Genomic DNA, 16,587 nt, shown 5'->3' on the forward strand with positions numbered 1-16,587 from the left:
GGGCGCGCCGTCCACCGAACGAATGCGTGGCCAGAGACCGATGGCTGAGATCACCCTGACCGCCCGCGCGGCCAAGCGCATCAACGAGATCATGGTGGCGGAGCCGGCGGGCTCGTCGCTGCGGATCAGCGTCAACGGTGGCGGCTGCTCGGGCTTCTCCTACGCCTTCGACATCACCCGCGCCCGCGAGGCGCAGGATGTCGCGATCGAGCGCGACGGCGCCACCGTGATCGTCGATCCGGTCTCGCTCGAGTACATGAGCGGCTCGACCATCGATTTCGTGAACGACCTGATCGGGCAGTCCTTCAAGATCGAGAACCCGCTCGCCACCGCCTCCTGCGGCTGCGGCACCTCCTTCTCGTTGTAGTGCCCGGCCCGGCGCCGCCGCGCCGTTGCGTCCGTACGACACCTTTCCCGGCTCGATCGCCCGGGCCGGCGCGCGCGATTGCCTCGCCTGGCAAAACACGGCACGGCTAGGGCATCCCCGCGAGAGCCCTGGTCCGGACGCTGCCATGAACCACCCGAAGGCCCGTCTCCGCCTCCGGTCGGCCTGGGCGGCGGCCGTCACGCTGGCCCTTCTCGGCCTCGCGCCCGCGCCGCTCGCCGCGCAGGAGGGCGCCGCCGCCGTCCAGGACGTGACGGTCAACGACGTGGTGATCCCGCTGGGCGGCACGCTGCTGAAGGCTCCGAAGCTGACGGCCAGCGGCACCCGCCTCTCCAAGGAGGATCTCGCGGCGATCCTGCGCCCGGATTCCAACGTGCCCTGGGAGCAGCGCCTCGCCCGGCTCGACGCCGGCAGCCTGACCGTCCCGGTCCTCGTCTCCGAGAACGCGGGTCCCGGCGAGAACCGGCAGACCGTCACCTACCGCGACGTGGTCGCCCGCGACATCCGGGCCGGCCGCGTCGGCGAGCTGACGGCGGCCGGCGCGACGGTCAGCTCCGTCGCGGGGCCGAACCGCGGATCCGGGACCTACGGTCAGGTGCGCGCCACGGACCTGGATCTCGCCGCGCTCAGCCGGCTCTACACGGTGCCCGGCGACGGCAAGGGACCGGTCCAGCGCGTCTACGGCACCATCCAGGTCTCGGACGTCACCTACTCGGACGCGCGCGGCACCACCGTGAAGATCGCCCGCCTCGACGGCCGCGATCTCGGCGGCCGGCAGGTCCCGGACGGCTGGAGCGGCGCCTTCGCCATCGTGGCGAACGGGTTCGACGGCGCCAGCGACCGCCGCCCCCTGGCCGCGGCCGCCGCCGATCTCATCGACGCCACCTCGGTCGGCAGTCTGGAGATGCAGGGCCTGAGCGTCAGCGACACCGATCCGAAGGGGCCGGTGCTGTTCGAGATCGGCCGGGCCGCCTACACTTCCTCGGGCTCCGAGGGCGGCACCACCCTGGACAACCTGTCGATGACCCGCGGCGCGCTGCGGATCCATGTCGGCCGCGTGGCCGCGCTGGGGACCTCCCTGGCGCCGACCGTCGCGACCCTCCAGGGCATCGCCGCCGAGCCGACGGGCGGCGCCGGCTTCTCCGACGTCGAGATGCGTCGCCTGACGCCGAAGCTCGGCACGCTCACCCTCACCGACCTGTCGATCGACCTGCCGCCCGAGGCGGAGGCCGAGCGGGCGCCTCCCCGCGACGTCCGGCCCCCGGCCCGCGGCGCCCTGCCCGATCCGGGCCGGTCGGCGCGGACACCCGAGCCCAGGCCGGCCGACAGGACCGCGGATCCCCTGGCGGTCACGGTGTCGCCGCGGACGTCCCCCCGCGTCGCGCTGCGCGAGGCGGCCCTGGCCTTCGGCCCGCTGACCGACGGCGTGCCCAGCGCGACCCGCATCAGCCTCACCGGCCTGAGCCTGCCCGCCGACCTGCTCGCGGGCGCGCCGCTCCTCGGCCTGCTGCCGGCCTACGGCTACCGGGACCTCGACCTCGACCTCGTGGCCGACGCGAGCCTGGACGAGAAGGCCCGTGACCTCGCCCTGCGCGAGGTCACGATCTCCGGGCGGGACATCGGCACCGTCCGCCTGTCCGGCACGCTCGGAGGCATCGGGCCCGAACTGTTCTCCGGCACCCTGCCGGCGGCGACCATGGTGATGTTCTCGGGCAGCGCCAAGACCCTGAACCTGACGGTCGAGAATGCCGGCTTGTTCGAGCGCTTCCTGGCCGCGCAGTCGAAGGATCTCAGCCTCAAGCCGGACGAGTTGCGCAAGGAATACGTCACCGCCAGCCTGCTCGGCGTGCCGATCATCCTGGGCAACAGCGCGGCCGCCAAGGGGATCGGCGCCGCCATGGGCCAGTTCGTGATGAAACCCGGCAAGCTCGTGGTGCACGCCAAGTCCAAGGAGCCGGCGGGGATCGGCTTCATCGACCTGGGCGCGGCGCGCTCACCGGCCGCCGTCCTCGACCGGCTCGAGGTCGAGGCGAAAGCGAACTGAGGGACGCCGCGATCGGCCGAGGCCGTGGCCCGGCTCCGAAGGCGACGCCCGCATATCTGGAAGGGCCGCCCATGCTCGTCGTCCGCCTCTCGAAGGCCGCGCTCGTCGGCGCCCTGGCACTGACCTGCACGCTGGTCGTGTACGGCAACGTCACGGAGCCGGCGGTGAACCTCGCCTTCGTGCAGCACGTGCTGTCGATGGACACGATCCTGCCGGATTCGGGCATCGCCGACCGCGCGATCACCGATCCGACACTGCAGCGCGGCGCCTTCGCGATGATCGTCGCCGGGGAGGCTGTCACGGCGCTCCTGCTCTGGATCGGCGTCGCGCTGATGCTGGCGCGGCTGCGGGCCCCGCGCGGCGACTTCGACCGGGCCAAGACCTGGGCGATCGCCGGCCTGAGCGTCGGCTTCCTGGTCTGGCAGGCGGGCTTCCTGGGCATCGGCGCCGAGTGGTTCGGCATGTGGATGTCGAAGGTCTGGAACGGCCAGCAATCCGCCTTCCGCTTCGCCATGACGGTCCTCGGCGTGATGATCTACGTCGCCCTGCCCGAGGCCGAGGATCCGGAGGCGGGCCGCAAAGGCTGAGATCGCGCGGCCAGCGCTGCCCCGACGCGGGGGCTGTCGTGCCGACCGCGTTCTCGGAGTTCGCCGAACCGCCACCCGGAACGATCGGGAATCGCGATCAGTTCGTTCCATAAGTTCTGTTGGATTGAACACTCGGCGGGAGGGATGGTGGCTCCCTGCTCCGGAGCCGAGCCGTGTCGCGCAGGACCAACCCTCTATCGATCGCGTGCCGCATCCACGGTTCGGTAGCCAGGCTTAGCTCCCGCCTCGCGGTCAACCCCAGAGTCGTCGGCCCGAGGCGGTCGAGGTCTCGATCGTCGGCCGGGCCCTGGACCTGCACCCTCGCTCGCCGCGCCCACCGCCGTCAGCCTCCACCTGATCCGCCTTCCTGCATCGCGCGATGCCCGGGCCCGGTTCGAGGAGCGTCAGGAGAGAGATCGGACCGCGCAACCGCGATCTGCAAACCGCAGAGCAACGGTCATCGAGTTACCCCACGCTGTTGAGGAGACACCGCCGTGAGCCAATCCGCCCTTCCCCGCCGTGCCGTGCTGGCCGGCCTCGGCCTCGGAGGCCTCGCTGCGGCCGCCCCGGCCTGGGCCGCCGGCACGGTCAGACTCCCCCTGCCCGGCGGTCCCGAGCAGCGCGCGGTCACGACCGCCTTCCCCGGGAAGGGCGCGATGATCCTGCAGCGCACCCGGCCGCCGCTGCTGGAGACACCCTTCGCGGTGTTCGACGAGGGCGTGTTCACCCCCAACGACCGCTTCTACGTGCGCTGGCACTGGGCCGAGATCCCGACCGCGATCGACGTGCCGTCCTTCCGTCTGACAGTGCGCGGCCACGTCGAGACGGCCCTGTCGCTGTCCCTCGACGCACTCGCCGGCATGCCGCGATTCGAGATCGCGGCGGTCAACCAGTGCTCGGGCAATTCGCGGGGCCTGTTCGTGCCGCGGGTCCCCGGCGCGCAGTGGGCCAACGGCGCGATGGGGAACGCCCTCTGGACCGGCGTGCGCCTGAAGGACGTGCTCGACCGCGCGGGCGTGAGGGCCGGGGCCGTACAGGTGCGCTTCGCCGGCCTCGACGAGCCGGTCATGAGCGACGCGCCGCACTTCCGGAAATCCCTCGCCCTGGACCATGCCCGCGACGGCGAGGTGATGATCGCCTACGCGATGAATGGCGCGCAGTTGCCGCTGCTGAACGGCTTCCCGCTGCGCCTCGTCGTTCCGGGCCGGTACTCGACCTACTGGGTCAAGATGCTGTCGGACATCGAGGTTCTGGACAGGCCCGACGATCAGTACTGGATGGAGACGGCCTACCGCATCCCGGACGTGCCGGAAGCCAACGTCCGGCCCGGCCAGACCGGCTTCAAGACGGTGCCGATCGACCGCATGGTGCCGCGCGCCTTCGTGACGAACCTGCAGGACGGCGCCCGGGTCGCGGCCGGCGCGCCGGTGGCCGTGCGCGGCATCGCCTTCGGGGGCGATTGCGGGGTCAGGTCCGTGGAGATCTCGACCGACGGCGGCGCGTCTTGGGCGCCGACGCGGCTCGGGGCCGACGCGGGCGCCTACAGTTTCCGCCGCTTCGACGTCGGCTTGCCGGCCCTCGCGACCGGCACCCGCGCCGTCAAGGTCCGCTGCACCAACACGAACGGACTCGCGCAGCCGATGGACCCCGTCTGGAACGGCGCGGGCTTCATGCAGAACGGCGTCGAGACCGTGACGCTCCAGGTCGCCTGAGGAGGAGTTTCATGTCCCTGACGCCAATAGCGCGCTGCCTGGCCGCGCTCGCCCTGATCCCCGTCTCCGCGGCCGCCGCGCCGGAGCCGATGCGCTTCACGTCGCAGCAGGTCGAATGGCCCACGTCCGATCAGGTCTTCCCGGCGGGACCGGGCGCCGAGGCGATCAGCAACACCTGCCTCGCCTGTCACTCGGCCGGGATGATCCTCACGCAGCCCGCCCTGTCGAAGGCGCAGTGGAGCGGGATCGTCGACAAGATGATTCACAGCTACAAGGCCAGCGTGGATCCCGCCGACCGGCAGGCCATCATCGACTATCTCGCCGCGCTGAAGCCGCGGCCCTGACTGCGCCGCTCACGGCGCCCCGTCTCGGATCAGGCCGAGCAGGGCGTCCGCGGCGCGGCTCCTGTACCGCTCCCTGTGGCGCAGCATCCGGAAGGTCCGTGCCGGCAACGGGAACGGCGGCGCGACGAGCGCGCCGGCGGCCAGCTTGCTCGCCACGACCGCCTCCGACAGGACGCTCGCACCGGCCCCGGCCTCGATCGCGGCGAGCACGGCCTCGTTGGAGGGCAGCTCGAGCGACACCGCCACATCCGCGAGCGCCAGCCCCGCCGCCGCGAGCGCCGCCTCGAAGGCGGAGCGCGTTCCGGAACCCGCCTCGCGCAGCACCCACGGGTGGCCCGCGAGATCGGCGGCCGTCAGGGTCTCCCGGGCCGAGAAGGGGTGGCCGGCCGGCACGACGAGCACGAGCCGATCCTGCGCGACCGCCGCGCTCGCCAGGACCGGATCCTCGACCTCGCCCTCGACGAAGCCGAGTTCGGCCGAACCATCGGCGACCGCCCGCGCCACCTCTGCGGTGTTGCCGACGGCGAGCCGGATCGTGATATCCGGATGGGCGGCCCGGAACGCGACGAGATGGCGGGGCAGCCAGTGGCTGGCGATGGTCTGGCTCGCGTGAACGCGCAGGCTTCCCCGCCGCAGGCCGCTCAGGTCGGCCAAGACCCGCTCGGCCGCCTTGGCGCGGGCGAGGACCGCACGGGCCTCTTCGAGGAAGACGCGACCGGCATCGGTCAGCTCGATCCCGCGGCCGACCCGGTGGAACAGCTTCACCGCGTGGCGCTCTTCCAGCCCGGACACCGCGGCGCTGACCGCGGACTGCACGATGTTCAAGGCCTCGGCCGCGCGGGTGACGTGCTGACGTTCGGCGACCGCCACGAAGATGCGCAACTGATCGAGGGTCATCGACAGGCTCTGCGACCGCGAGGGACGATCCAGGCTACCACGCCTTCGCGCCGCGCCCTGTCGTGAGCGCGAGCGCCGTCGCGGCCAGCGCCAAGGGCGCGAAGGACACCCAGAGAACCGTGTCCCAGCCGTAGCTCGTCAGCAGGCCCCCGGACGAGAACGAACCGACCGCCACCATTCCGAACACGATGAAGTCGTTGATCGACTGCACCCGCGTCCGCTCCTCCGGGCGATGACAGTCCAGCACCATCGCGGAGGCGCCGACGAAGCCGAAATTCCAGCCGACGCCGAGGAGGATGAGGGACAGCCAGAAATGCCCGACGTCCGCGCCCGCGAGTCCGACGAGCGCGGCCGCCCCCGTCAAGGTGAGGCCGGTCGCCACCACGCGGGACGCGCCGAAGCGCGTGATCAGCCGCCCGGTGAAGAAGCTCGGGCCGTACATGGCGATGACGTGCCACTGCAGGCCCAGATTGGCATCCTCCTGCGCGTGGCCGCACAGGCGCATGGCCAGCGGGGCGGCCGTCATGACGAAGTTCATCAGGAGGTAGGACACGGCCCCGCAGATCACCGCGATCACGAAACGCGGCTGCGCGAGAATGACGGCCAGCGGTCGTCCGCCCGAGACGGACCCGGCGGCCGGCCGCGGCAGGCGAACGCCCGCCAGGATCAGGGCGGCCGCGGCGGCGACGGCGGCCTGGGCCAGGAAGGTGGCGGCGAACAGGTAGGGTGGCCACAGGTTCATGGTGTGGGTGACGAGCTGCGGCCCGATCACCCCGCCGAAGACGCCGCCGGCCATGACGGCCGACAGCGCCCGTGGGCGGCGCTCGGCCGGAACGCAGTCCGCGGCGGCGAAGCGGAACGAGAAGACCACGGCCGCGTAGGCGCCCCCGAGGAACATCGCCGCGCAGAACAGCCAGAAACTGGCCGCGACGATCGCCCAGGCCGAGAGCAGGCCGACGAGCACGCCGCACCCGGTGCCGACCATGAAGACGGTGCGGCGCCCGTGGCGCCTGGCGATGCTGCCCGTCGGAAGGGCGCAGGCGGCCATCCCGACCACGAAGATCGAGATCGGCAATGTGGCCAGGACCTTGCTCGGCGCGAGCATGTTGCCGACGACCGCGCCCGTCGCGAACACGACGGTCGAGTTCGCGCCGGCGAGGGCCTGCGCGACGGCCAGCCTGACCACGTTGCCGGTGCCCGACCGGTCGGCGACGGGCGCGCGGTCGATGGCCGAGGGGGATGTGCGGGACATCGGGACGCTCTGGATTCGACAAGGCTCCGCGGCCGGCCGGTCCGGCGTTCATCGCGGCGCGGGGCCGACCTCGGGTGGGCCGGTTCGAGGAGGGCACCGGTATAGCGGCGGCGTTCTCGTCCGTATCGCGACGCGATGACAAACCGTGCCGCCCGGTCCTTGCCGCGACTCGCGTATCCGGGTCGATCGGTGCATGCTCGCCGCAGGATCGCCCGCCGTGCGGCAGCGATCCCGAGCGGTCGCGCCTGCCGCGGCTCTTCCGCCATGTAGGCTTTCGCCTCGCTGCCCGACACGGCCTCCGCCGCGTCGCTGAAGGTGCCGCGCTTTAGCACCTCCCGCGCCGCGTGCGCGAGACCGCCGAGGGCCGTCCGCGCGAACGACCTGCCGACACAGATCCCCACCTCCCTCGAGCGACCCTACGCCGCTCGGGTCCCGCGGGGAGATGGCCTGCCTGGCCGGGGATCGTCCGAGGTTGAGATGGAGGGCGGTTCAACGATCCGTTCGGGAGGCGCGCTGAACGCAGTGGCCGACCTGGACCGATTGCATCGGTCGAACGGCCGGCGCGACACGCGTCACTGCGCGATGATCTCCGGATGCTGCGCGGCGAGTTTCGCCCGCGTCGCCTCGGCCCAGGCGCGGTCGCGTTCCCGGCGCGGCCGGTCGAGGCGGACGTCGGCGATGAGACTGGCCGGGCGCCGCGACACGAGGAGCAGCCGGTCTGCGATCCCGATCGCCTCGGCGACGTTGTGCGTCACCATCAGCACGCTCATGCCGGCCCGGTCCACCGTGTCCACCACGAGGCCGCGCAGCTCCGCGGCGGCGGCGTCGTCGAGGGACACGAACGGTTCGTCGAGGACGAGGACGCGCGGGCCGTCGGCCAGGGCGCGCGCCAGCGCCACGCGCCGCTGCATGCCCAGCGACAGGGCCTTCGGGTAGCGCGTCCGCCACGCCGTCAGGCCGAGCCGCGCGAACAGATCGTCGAGATCGCGCCCGCGCCGTGCCCGGGGCAGGCCGAGGCGGACGTTGTGCTCGACGCTGCGCCAGGGCAGGAGCCGCGGCTCCTGGAACACGATGCCCGCCCGGTCCGCGCCAGAGACGCGGCCCTCGAACGCGGTGTCGAGGCCGAGCAGGATCCGCAGGGTGGTGGTCTTGCCGGCGCCCGACGGCCCGATCAGGCAGACGATCTCCCCGGCGCCAACGCCGAAGGTCAGGTTCCGGACGGCCTCGACCGCCTCGGCCCGGGCGGGCCGGTACCATTTCGACGCGATCGCGACCTGGAGGACGGGCTCAGCGCCAGCGACGGACATAGGCTTCGAGCCGCTGGAGGAGGAGGACGTCGATGCCGATCATCACGGCCATGAAGACGAGGCTGTAGCCGATGATGGCCGCCACGTCGGTGCTCTGGACGAAGTAGTAGTTGATCGCGAAGCCGACCCCGTCCGGGCGCCCGAGCAGCTCCACGACCAGCACGATCTTCCAGGCGAGCGAGAGACCCGACCGCGCCGCCGTGACCATGTAGGGCTGGAGCTGCGGGATCAGGATGTCGCGGGCCCAGCTGCGCCGGTCGAGCCGGTAGGCGCGGGCCATCTCGTCGAGCCCGGGATCGAGATTCCGCGCGCCCTCGCGCACGATCACCGCGACGTTCGGCAGCTTGTTGAGCACCACCGCCAGGATCGCGGCGGTCTCGGTGAGGCCGACCCAGACATAGGCCAGGACCGTGATCACCAGGGCGGGCGTGTTCAGGAGGACGAGCAGCGGCGTGTCGAGGGTGAGGTCGGCGGACTTGGACCGTCCGAGCGCGACGCCGAGGAGGACGCCGAGGACCATCGCCACGGTGAAGGAGATCGCCACGCGGAGCAGCGTCATGCCCACGTTGTGCGCGAGGTCGCCGCGCTCCGCCTCCTGAACGATGAAGCGCAGCACCGCGAGGGGCGCCGGCAGCAGGCGCGAGCCCGCCTCCATCGCGGCGAACTGCCAGGCGGCGAGGAGCACGGCCAGGGACGCGATACGGGTCAGCGCGCCCATGCGGTCCCGATGATCCTGATAGTCTTGACGGTCGACACGCGCGCCCGCCGGGCGGCCGCCTCAACCATTGCGGCCGATGTAGTAGAGGTCCGGCGGGAGCGCGTTGCCCTTTCCGACGAGGCGGGCGCCGCCGAGCCGCGCCATCACCGCGTAGAGCTTCTCGGCGTCGGCGCGCTCCTCCGCGATGGAGCGGCGCGGAATGCCGGCCAGGAAATCGTGCTTCAGGGCCTCGAAGGTCGCCTCGTCCTCCGCCGCCATCAGCGGGCGCACGATCTCCCACGTGCTCGGGTCGGAGGCGAGCATGTCCTTGGCGGCGCGCGAGGCCCGGGCGAAGGCCGCCACGGCCGCGGGCTTCTCCTTCACGGTGGCGTCCTGGAACAGGTAGCCGATCAGCGCCACGTCGCCCGGGACCCCGAGGGCGTGCATGATGTCCTCGGCCCCGACCAGCTGCCGATAGCCCTTGGCCTTGAGGCGGGCGCAGTAGGTCCAGTAGGTCAGCGCCGCGTCGAGGGCGCCCTGCTCCAGCTTCAGCGTGATCAGAGGCGGGGCGCCGTAGGCGATCTCGGCGGCCTGCTCGAGGTCGATGCCGGCCGCGTCCTTGGCCTGTGCCCGGAGGAGGAGCCAGTTCTTGTCCAGGGGGCCACCCGCCACCCCGAGGCGCTTGCCCGCGAGATCCTTGAGGCTCTTCACCGGGCTGCCGCCCGGCACCATCACGCCGCCCTCGGAGGTCGAGTACGGGATGAAGCGGACCGCCTGGCCGTCGTTGCCGAGGCGGGCGGCCCAGAGCAGGTCGCCGATGATCGTGTCGACCTGCCCGCCGATGAAGCTGATCCGGGCCGCGTCGTTGCCGGCGAGCTTGACCGCGTCGAGCTCGAAGCCGTTGGCCGTGTCGAGGCCGCGGGCCTTGATCACCGCCGCCTCCCAGGTGGACGTGCCGAAGGGCAGGCTGCCGAGGCGGATCGTCGGCACGTCGGCGCGCGCCGCCCGCAGGCCGAGGCCGCCGAGCAGGCCCCCGGCGAGCATCGCGCGCCGTGACAGCATCACGCCTTCTCCCATCGTATTGCGCAGTCTTCAGCGGCGGCAGACTGGAGTGCCGATCGAGCCGGACGCCATTGCCAAAAGGTCATAGGGCTCACATCGGTTTCCGTCCACAGCGGCAAACACGCTTGCGCGCAACCGGCCGCGGCGGCACCCTCGGCCGCGACGGTTTCATCGGAGATGGATCATGAGCGAGCGACGCGAGGGCGCACTGGACGACGCGACCGTGGAGGCGCGGCTGAAGGCCGAGCTGCCCGCCTGGCGGCTGGAGGACGGGTGGATCCGGCGCACCTACAAGACGTCCGGCTGGAAGAGCACCCTGATGGTGATCAACACGGTCGGCCACCTCGCCGAGGCGGCGTGGCACCATCCGGACATCACGGCCTCCTACGCCTGGGTCGAGGTCCGGCTGATGAACCACGCGGCCAAGGGCATCACCGACAAGGATTTCGCCCTCGCCCGGAAGATCGAGGAGGTCGTCTCCTGGCAGCCGGGCCTGGAGGGACAGGGGCTCGAGGGCACCCCGACCGATCCGCGCTTCGCCTACATCAAGTACGAGAAGTAGCGGTCGCCGCGTGCGTCACCGCGGCTCCTTCACCCGGCGGCACTCCGTCTTCAGGTAGGCGGTCTTGCCGATCTCCTCGCGCAGCTCGGTGCGGGCGATGATCTCCTGCCAGCCGGTGGCGCAGCCGAGTTCGTTGGCGACCCGGACCTTGCGGACCTCAAGCGCCTGGGCGTCCGTGCAGGACTCCTGCGCGAGCCCGTTGGCGCAGACCAGGACGACGGCGATGAAGGCGTTCATGGGCGGGACGGTCCTCGTTTCCGTCGCACCCTACGCGCCGGAACACCGTCGGGTTTCCGGCGGTGTGGCCCCGCTCGCGTGAAATATCGTCACGGTCGGCCCGCCCTGAGGGGGCGGAGGGGCGGGCCGACCGTTTCTCGCAGCGCCCGCGGGCGCCGCGATCGCGTGAGCCGGCCGATCAGCCGGCGTGGGCCGCCGGCGCGCCGCCCGTCTCCGGGCGGATACGGTAGCAGCCGACGTAGAGCGCGGGCAGGAACAGGAGCGTCAGGAAGGTCGCCGCCAGGATCCCGCCGATCATCGCGAAGGCCATCGGCCCCCAGAACACCTCCCGGGCGATGGGGATCAGGCCCAGGCTCGCCGCGGCGGCGGTCAGGAGGATCGGCCGCATGCGGTGGTGGGTCGCCTCGAAGACCGCCTGCCAGGGCGCCATCCCCTCGGCCCGGAACTCCTCGATCTGGCTCACCAGGATCACTGCGTTGCGGATGATGATCCCGATGAGCGCCAGGATGCCCAGGATGGCGACGAAGCCCATCGGCTTGTCGAACAGGAGCAGCGCCGGCACCACGCCGATCAGGCCGAGCGGCGCCACGGTGAAGACGAGGAGCATCCGGCCGAAGCTCTGGAGCTGCATCATCAGCAGGAACGCCATGGCCAGCAGCATGACCGGGACTACGGCCGCGATCGGGCCCTGGCCCTTGGCGGATTCCTCGACGGCGCCGCCGGTCTGGACCGTGTAGCCCTCCGGGAGGGCCTTAATGAAGGCGTCGAGGCCGGGCTGCAGGGCGGCCACGATGGTGGCCGGCTGGGTCGCGTCGTGGATCGTGGCGCGCACCGTCACGGTCGGGAGACGGTCGCGGCGCCAGACGATCGGCTGCTCGAGATCGTAGCCGATCCGCGCGAAGGCGAGCACCGGCACCACCGTGCCGTTGGCGAGACCGACCTGCAGCGACTGCAGCGTGTCCAGCGAGGACCGCTCGGCGGCGCGGGCGCGGCCGACGACGTTGACGAGGTAGATCGAGTCTCGGACCTGCGTGATCGCCTGCCCGCCTTCGATCCCGTTCAGGATGCCGGCGACGTCCTGGCTGGTCACGCCGAGCTGGCGCGCCTTGTCCTGGAGGATCTCGACGCGCAGCACCTTGCCGGGCTCGTTCCAGTCGAAGGTCGGCACGTCGAGGCGCTTGTCGGCCGCCACCACGTTGGCGAGGTCGAGCGACAGGCGGCGCACCGTCTCCATGTTCGGGCCGCTGAGGCGGTACTGCACCGGCCGGCCCACGGGCGGCCCGAGGCTCAGGGGCTGCACCAGCACGTCGGTGCCGACGAAGTCGCGCAGGCCGATCGTCTGCAGGCGCGCCATCACGCGGTCGCGCACCTCCAGCGACTTCGTGACGATGACGATCTGGCCGAAGAACGCGTTGGCGAGCTGCTGATCGAGCGGGAGGTAGAAGCGCACCGCGCCCTCGCCGACGTAGGACGACCAGCTCGTCACGTCCGGATCGTCCTTCAGGTTCGCCTCGAACCGGTCCATCTGCGCCCGGGTCTCTGCGATGGTGGCGTTCTGCGGAAGGGTCAGGTCGACCAGCACCTCGGACCGGTCCGAGGACGGGAAGAACTGCTGCTGCACGTGACCCATCCCGACGATGGCCGCCGCCATCAGCCCGAGGCAGACCACCACCGTCGTCCAGTGCCAGCGCATGGCGAGCCGCAGCGCCCAGACGAACAGGCGCGTGAAGATCCCCTCCTTCTCCGTGTGGTGCTTCATGGTCTTCGGCAGGAGCGTGACGCCGACGAGCGGCGCGAACAGGACCGCCACGACCCAGGAGACCAGCAGCGAGGCCGCGATCACCACGAACAGCGAGTAGGTGTACTCGCCGGCGCCGGAGCCGTTGAAGCCGATCGGCAGGAAGCCCGCCACCGTCACGAGCGTCCCGGTCAGCATCGGGAACGCCGTCGACGTGTAGGCGAAGGTGGCGGCCTTCCGCAGCGTGTCGCCCCGCTCCAGGCGGGCCACCATCATCTCGACGGTGATCATGGCGTCGTCGACAAGGAGGCCCAGCGCGATGATCAGCGCGCCGAGGGAGATGCGCTGGAGGGTGACGTCCATGATCTGCATGACGACGAAGACGATCGCCAGCACGAGCGGGATCGACACGGAGACGACGAGGCCGGCCCGGACGCCGAGGCTCACGAAGCTCACCCCCAGCACGATGATGACGGCCTCGACCAGCGCCTGGGTGAAGCCGCCGACCGCGTGCTCGACCTGCTTGGGCTGGTCCGAGACGAGGTGGACCCCGACGCCCACGGGCAGGGTAGCCTCGATGGCGCGCATGCGCTCCTTCAGCGCCTCTCCGAAATGCAGCAGGTTGGCGCCCGGACGCATCGCGATGGCGAGGCCGATCGCGGGCTTGCCGTCCACCCGGAACAGCGGTGCGGGCGGATCCTCGTAGCCGCGGCTGATCTCGGCGATGTCGGCGAGGCGGAAGAAGCGGTCATTGACCCGCAGGTTGAAGTCCTGGAGCGAGGCCTCGGAGGCGAAGGAGCCGCTGACCCGCAGCGAGATGCGCTCCGGCCCGGCCTGCACCACGCCGGAGGCCGAGACCGCGTTCTGCGCCTGCAGGGCCTTGATCAGGGCCTGGAAATCGATGCCGTAGCCGGCGAGCTTCCGGGTGGAGAAGTCGAGGTAGATCGTCTCGTCCTGCGTGCCGATCAACTGGGTCTTGCCGATATTGGGCACCCGCAGGACCTCGGTGCGGATGCCCTCGACGTAGTCGCGCAGCTGCCGGTGCGTCAGGCCGTCGGCCGTGAACGCGTAGATATTGCCGTAGACGTCGCCGAACTCGTCGTTGAAGAACGGACCCTGCACGCCCTCCGGGAACTGACCCTTGATGTCCCCGAGCCGCTTGCGGACCTGGTAGAAGGCCGGCTGGATCTCGTTCTTCTTGAGCGTGTCGCGGAACTGGACGAAGACTGTCGACGATCCGGGCGTCGTGTAGCTGCGGACGAAGTCGAGGCCGTTGAGCTGCTGGAGCTCCTTCTCGACCCGGTCGGTGACCTGATCGAGGGTGTCCTTGATGGTCGCGCCCGGCCACGTGGTCTGCACCACCATGGTCTTGATGGTGAAGGGCGGATCCTCCTCACGGCCGAGGCGGGTGTAGGCCATCAGGCCCGCGATCAGCGAGACCAGCATGAGGAACCAGACGAACGAGCGGTGCCCGAGCGCCCAGTCGGAAAGGTTGAAGTCCTTCACGCGAAAACCCCGTGCGGCCGGATCAGACGGCGCCGTCGGTCAGGCGCACGGCCTGGCCTTCCTTGATGACGTGGACGCCCGCGACCACGACGCGCTCGCCGGCCTTCAGGCCGGCGACGACCGCGACGCGGCCGTCCTCGGCGTTGTCCCGCGCCGCCACGGTGACGTCGCGGCGCGCTACCGACTTCCCGTCGGGCGAGACGACCCAGACCGAGCGGCGGTCACCGTCCTCGAGCAGCGCCGAGGCGGGCAGAAGGGCGGTGGGCGCGACCTTGCGCATGAGCGACACGTTGATGGTCGCGCCGAGCCGGAAGGCCGGGCCGGGATCGTCCAGGGTGATCCGGATGCGCTTGGACCGCGTCCCCGACTCGGCGAGGGGCGCGATCTCGCGGACGCGCCCGCGCGCCGTCAGCTCCGGCGCGCTCTGGAGCGCGACGGTGAACACGCCGTCCGACGGCAGAGCCCCGACATGGGCCTCGGGAATGTCGACCACCGCCTCGCGGACGTCGGGCCGCGCCACGGTCACGACGCCCTGGCCGGCGCTGAGCACTTGGCCGACCTCGGCGAGGCGCTGGGTCACGACACCGTCGAACTCGGCCTTCAGCTCAGTGTAGCCCATCTGGTCGCGGGCCTTCTGGAGGCTCGCCATCGCCTGATCCACCCGGGCCCGGGCGGTCTCGCGCTTGGCGACAGCCTGGTCGAGCGTCGCCTGGGAGACGGCGTTGCCGGTCATCAGGCGCCGGGTCCGCGACTCCGCGGCCTCTGCGTTCTCGGCCTGCGCCTTCGCGTCGGCCAGGTCGGCCTCGGCGCGGGTCAGGTCGAAACGGGTCACGATGGTGTCGAGGGCCGCGAGGCGCTGGCCGCGGGTGACGAGGTCGCCGATCGTCACGTCCCGCGCGACCATGCGCCCGGGGATCTGGAAGCCGAGCTGCGCCTGGTAGCGCGGCTCGATCGTGCCGGCGAACGGCCCGAACGTGACGGTGTCGCTCGGTACGACAACCTGCGTCAGCACCGGACGGACCGGGGCCGCCGCGGCCTCGCCCCCCTCCTCGCCGTGACCGTTGCACCCGGCCAGTGCCGTCGCGAGGAGGCCCAGGACGAGATACGCGCGCGCCGTCATGGGCGGTCTCCGATCTCGGCGGCCGCGACCGTCTGGCCGGGACGCAGGAACTGGATGCCGGCGACGACCACGCGCTCGCCCGGCTCGACGCCGCGCTTCAGCGCGATGATATCGGGGCCGAAGCGATCGATCTCCACCGCGCGGACCGAGACGGTCTTCCGGTCCGGATCGTAGACCCACACCGAGGGCTTCCCGTCGTAGCGGTAGAGCGCCGACCAGGGCAGGATCACCGATTCGTGCGGCGCGAAGCGCCCGCGGCCGATCACGACGGCGCCGAGCCCCATGGCGGCGGGCGTCGACTTAAGGCCGATCTTGACCCGCACCGTGCCGCTGGCGGCATCCACGGTGGGAGAGATCTCCCGCACGGTCCCGACCGCGGTGACGGACGGGTCCGACTGCAGCGCCACCGCGACGGTGTCGCCGGCCGGCGGCTGGGCCAGCAGCGATTCGTAGACGTTGAAGACCGCGTCGCGGGGCCCGTCCTGCGCGACGACCAGCACGGTCTGGCCCGACTGGACCACTTGGCCGACCTCGAAGCTGCGGCTCGTCACCACGCCGGACACGCCCGCGCGCAGCTCGGTATAGGAGAACTGCTCCTGCGCGGTTCCCAGCGCCGCCTTGGCCGAGTCGACCGCCGCCTGCGTGGTACGCAGCTCCTGCTCGGCGTTGTCGTAGGTCGAGCGGGTCGTGAAGCCGCCGGCCAGGAGCTGCTTCTGGCGCTCGTACGACATCTTCGCCTGCGTCAGCAGCGCCTCGGCCGAAGCCAGGGCGGCCTTGGCGTTGTCGAGATTCGCCTGCTGCGTCAGGGGTTCGAGGACGGCGAGGACCTGATTGGCCGTGACGTGGTCGCCGACCTCGACGCGCCGCTCGGCGACCTTCCCGTTCGTCCGGAACGAGACGTTGACCTGCGCCTGGGCCTGGACGTCGCCGGTCACCACCACGTCGAGCGCCATCGGTGTGCGACGCGCCTGCACGACCCGCACGCGCGCCACGGCGGAGTCGAGCGCCGTCTCGGGCGCGGCCTGGGCGCACCCGATCGACGCGAGCGCGGTTAACATCAGCAGCGCGGATGCCGATGGAAGGAAGGCGATGCGGTTCATGCGATCGACCGTGTCGGCGCGACTCGTGCGAATTGCG

General features: G+C 71.4%; 15 protein-coding genes. 6 read left to right on the plus strand and 9 right to left on the minus strand.

The window, feature by feature from the left end:
* The first annotated feature begins 40 nt into the window (after window positions 1-40).
* The 5 genes from BM314_RS01070 (at window position 41) to BM314_RS01090 (ending at window position 5,072) form a co-directional block, all read left to right on the plus strand.
* Window positions 41-367, plus strand: coding sequence for a HesB/IscA family protein (locus tag BM314_RS01070; protein WP_020092036.1), 327 nt, complete (start codon window positions 41-43; stop codon window positions 365-367).
* 145 nt (window positions 368-512) lie between these two features.
* Window positions 513-2,429, plus strand: a complete 1,917-nt coding sequence (locus tag BM314_RS01075) for a hypothetical protein (protein ID WP_091976502.1) — start codon at window positions 513-515, stop codon at window positions 2,427-2,429.
* Between the two features lie 71 nt (window positions 2,430-2,500).
* Complete coding sequence (locus BM314_RS01080; RefSeq protein WP_091976504.1) at window positions 2,501-3,016, plus strand: DUF2165 family protein; 516 nt, start codon at window positions 2,501-2,503, stop codon at window positions 3,014-3,016.
* A 494-nt stretch (window positions 3,017-3,510) separates the two neighbouring features.
* Window positions 3,511-4,728, plus strand: a complete 1,218-nt coding sequence (locus BM314_RS01085; RefSeq protein WP_091976505.1) for a molybdopterin-dependent oxidoreductase — start codon at window positions 3,511-3,513, stop codon at window positions 4,726-4,728.
* An 11-nt stretch (window positions 4,729-4,739) separates the two neighbouring features.
* Window positions 4,740-5,072, plus strand: a complete 333-nt coding sequence (locus BM314_RS01090) for a sulfite:cytochrome C oxidoreductase subunit b precursor (RefSeq protein ID WP_091676868.1) — start codon at window positions 4,740-4,742, stop codon at window positions 5,070-5,072.
* A 9-nt stretch (window positions 5,073-5,081) separates the two neighbouring features.
* Here the strand turns inward: BM314_RS01090 and BM314_RS01095 are convergent, their stop codons facing one another.
* From BM314_RS01095 to BM314_RS01120, 5 genes are all read right to left on the minus strand, one after another.
* Window positions 5,082-5,969, minus strand: coding sequence for a LysR family transcriptional regulator (locus tag BM314_RS01095; protein WP_091976507.1), 888 nt, complete (start codon window positions 5,967-5,969; stop codon window positions 5,082-5,084).
* 34 nt (window positions 5,970-6,003) lie between these two features.
* Window positions 6,004-7,221, minus strand: a complete 1,218-nt coding sequence (locus tag BM314_RS01100; protein ID WP_091976508.1) for an MFS transporter — start codon at window positions 7,219-7,221, stop codon at window positions 6,004-6,006.
* 572 nt (window positions 7,222-7,793) lie between these two features.
* Window positions 7,794-8,528 (minus strand): ABC transporter ATP-binding protein, encoded by a 735-nt coding sequence (locus tag BM314_RS01110; protein WP_091976510.1) that lies wholly within the window; start codon window positions 8,526-8,528, stop codon window positions 7,794-7,796.
* Complete coding sequence (locus tag BM314_RS01115) at window positions 8,509-9,246, minus strand: ABC transporter permease (protein ID WP_091976511.1); 738 nt, start codon at window positions 9,244-9,246, stop codon at window positions 8,509-8,511. Before BM314_RS01115 ends, BM314_RS01110 begins: the two co-directional genes overlap by 20 nt.
* 60 nt (window positions 9,247-9,306) lie before the next feature.
* A complete protein-coding gene (locus BM314_RS01120; RefSeq protein ID WP_020092027.1) occupies window positions 9,307-10,287 on the minus strand; it encodes an ABC transporter substrate-binding protein in 981 nt (326 codons plus the stop codon).
* Window positions 10,288-10,471: 184 nt separating this feature from the next.
* Between BM314_RS01120 and BM314_RS01125 the strand changes: the two genes are divergently transcribed.
* A complete protein-coding gene (locus BM314_RS01125; RefSeq protein ID WP_020092026.1) occupies window positions 10,472-10,849 on the plus strand; it encodes a 4a-hydroxytetrahydrobiopterin dehydratase in 378 nt (125 codons plus the stop codon).
* A gap of 15 nt (window positions 10,850-10,864) precedes the next feature.
* On the opposite strand, the gene BM314_RS01130 is transcribed toward BM314_RS01125, so the two are convergent.
* The 4 genes from BM314_RS01130 to BM314_RS01145 form a co-directional block, all read right to left on the minus strand.
* Window positions 10,865-11,086, minus strand: coding sequence for a hypothetical protein (locus BM314_RS01130; RefSeq protein WP_091976513.1), 222 nt, complete (start codon window positions 11,084-11,086; stop codon window positions 10,865-10,867).
* Between the two features lie 178 nt (window positions 11,087-11,264).
* Window positions 11,265-14,330 (minus strand): efflux RND transporter permease subunit, encoded by a 3,066-nt coding sequence (locus BM314_RS01135; RefSeq protein WP_091976515.1) that lies wholly within the window; start codon window positions 14,328-14,330, stop codon window positions 11,265-11,267.
* 22 nt (window positions 14,331-14,352) lie between these two features.
* A complete protein-coding gene (locus BM314_RS01140) occupies window positions 14,353-15,450 on the minus strand; it encodes an efflux RND transporter periplasmic adaptor subunit (protein WP_091976516.1) in 1,098 nt (365 codons plus the stop codon).
* On the minus strand, window positions 15,447-16,508 hold the full coding sequence (locus BM314_RS01145; protein WP_244526765.1) for an efflux RND transporter periplasmic adaptor subunit: 1,062 nt from the start codon (window positions 16,506-16,508) through the stop codon (window positions 15,447-15,449). Before BM314_RS01145 ends, BM314_RS01140 begins: the two co-directional genes overlap by 4 nt.
* Between the last annotated feature and the right edge of the window lie 79 nt (window positions 16,509-16,587).

The sequence above is a fragment of the Methylobacterium sp. 13MFTsu3.1M2 genome, assembly GCF_900112625.1.
Classification (GTDB): Bacteria; Pseudomonadota; Alphaproteobacteria; order Rhizobiales; family Beijerinckiaceae; genus Methylobacterium.

Excerpts from the sequence above, each read along its gene's own strand:
- BM314_RS01070 (WP_020092036.1), top strand. The coding sequence starts at position 41 with ATGGCTGAGATCACCCTGACCGCCCGCGCGGCCAAGCGCATCAACGAG.
- BM314_RS01075 (WP_091976502.1), top strand. The coding sequence starts at position 513 with ATGAACCACCCGAAGGCCCGTCTCCGCCTCCGGTCGGCCTGGGCGGCG.
- BM314_RS01080 (WP_091976504.1), top strand. The coding sequence starts at position 2,501 with ATGCTCGTCGTCCGCCTCTCGAAGGCCGCGCTCGTCGGCGCCCTGGCA.
- BM314_RS01090 (WP_091676868.1), top strand. The coding sequence starts at position 4,740 with ATGTCCCTGACGCCAATAGCGCGCTGCCTGGCCGCGCTCGCCCTGATC.
- BM314_RS01095 (WP_091976507.1), bottom strand. The coding sequence starts at position 5,969 with ATGACCCTCGATCAGTTGCGCATCTTCGTGGCGGTCGCCGAACGTCAG.
- BM314_RS01100 (WP_091976508.1), bottom strand. The coding sequence starts at position 7,221 with ATGTCCCGCACATCCCCCTCGGCCATCGACCGCGCGCCCGTCGCCGAC.
- BM314_RS01110 (WP_091976510.1), bottom strand. The coding sequence starts at position 8,528 with ATGTCCGTCGCTGGCGCTGAGCCCGTCCTCCAGGTCGCGATCGCGTCG.
- BM314_RS01115 (WP_091976511.1), bottom strand. The coding sequence starts at position 9,246 with ATGGGCGCGCTGACCCGTATCGCGTCCCTGGCCGTGCTCCTCGCCGCC.
- BM314_RS01120 (WP_020092027.1), bottom strand. The coding sequence starts at position 10,287 with ATGCTGTCACGGCGCGCGATGCTCGCCGGGGGCCTGCTCGGCGGCCTC.
- BM314_RS01125 (WP_020092026.1), top strand. The coding sequence starts at position 10,472 with ATGAGCGAGCGACGCGAGGGCGCACTGGACGACGCGACCGTGGAGGCG.
- BM314_RS01130 (WP_091976513.1), bottom strand. The coding sequence starts at position 11,086 with ATGAACGCCTTCATCGCCGTCGTCCTGGTCTGCGCCAACGGGCTCGCG.
- BM314_RS01140 (WP_091976516.1), bottom strand. The coding sequence starts at position 15,450 with ATGACGGCGCGCGCGTATCTCGTCCTGGGCCTCCTCGCGACGGCACTG.
- BM314_RS01145 (WP_244526765.1), bottom strand. The coding sequence starts at position 16,508 with ATGTTAACCGCGCTCGCGTCGATCGGGTGCGCCCAGGCCGCGCCCGAG.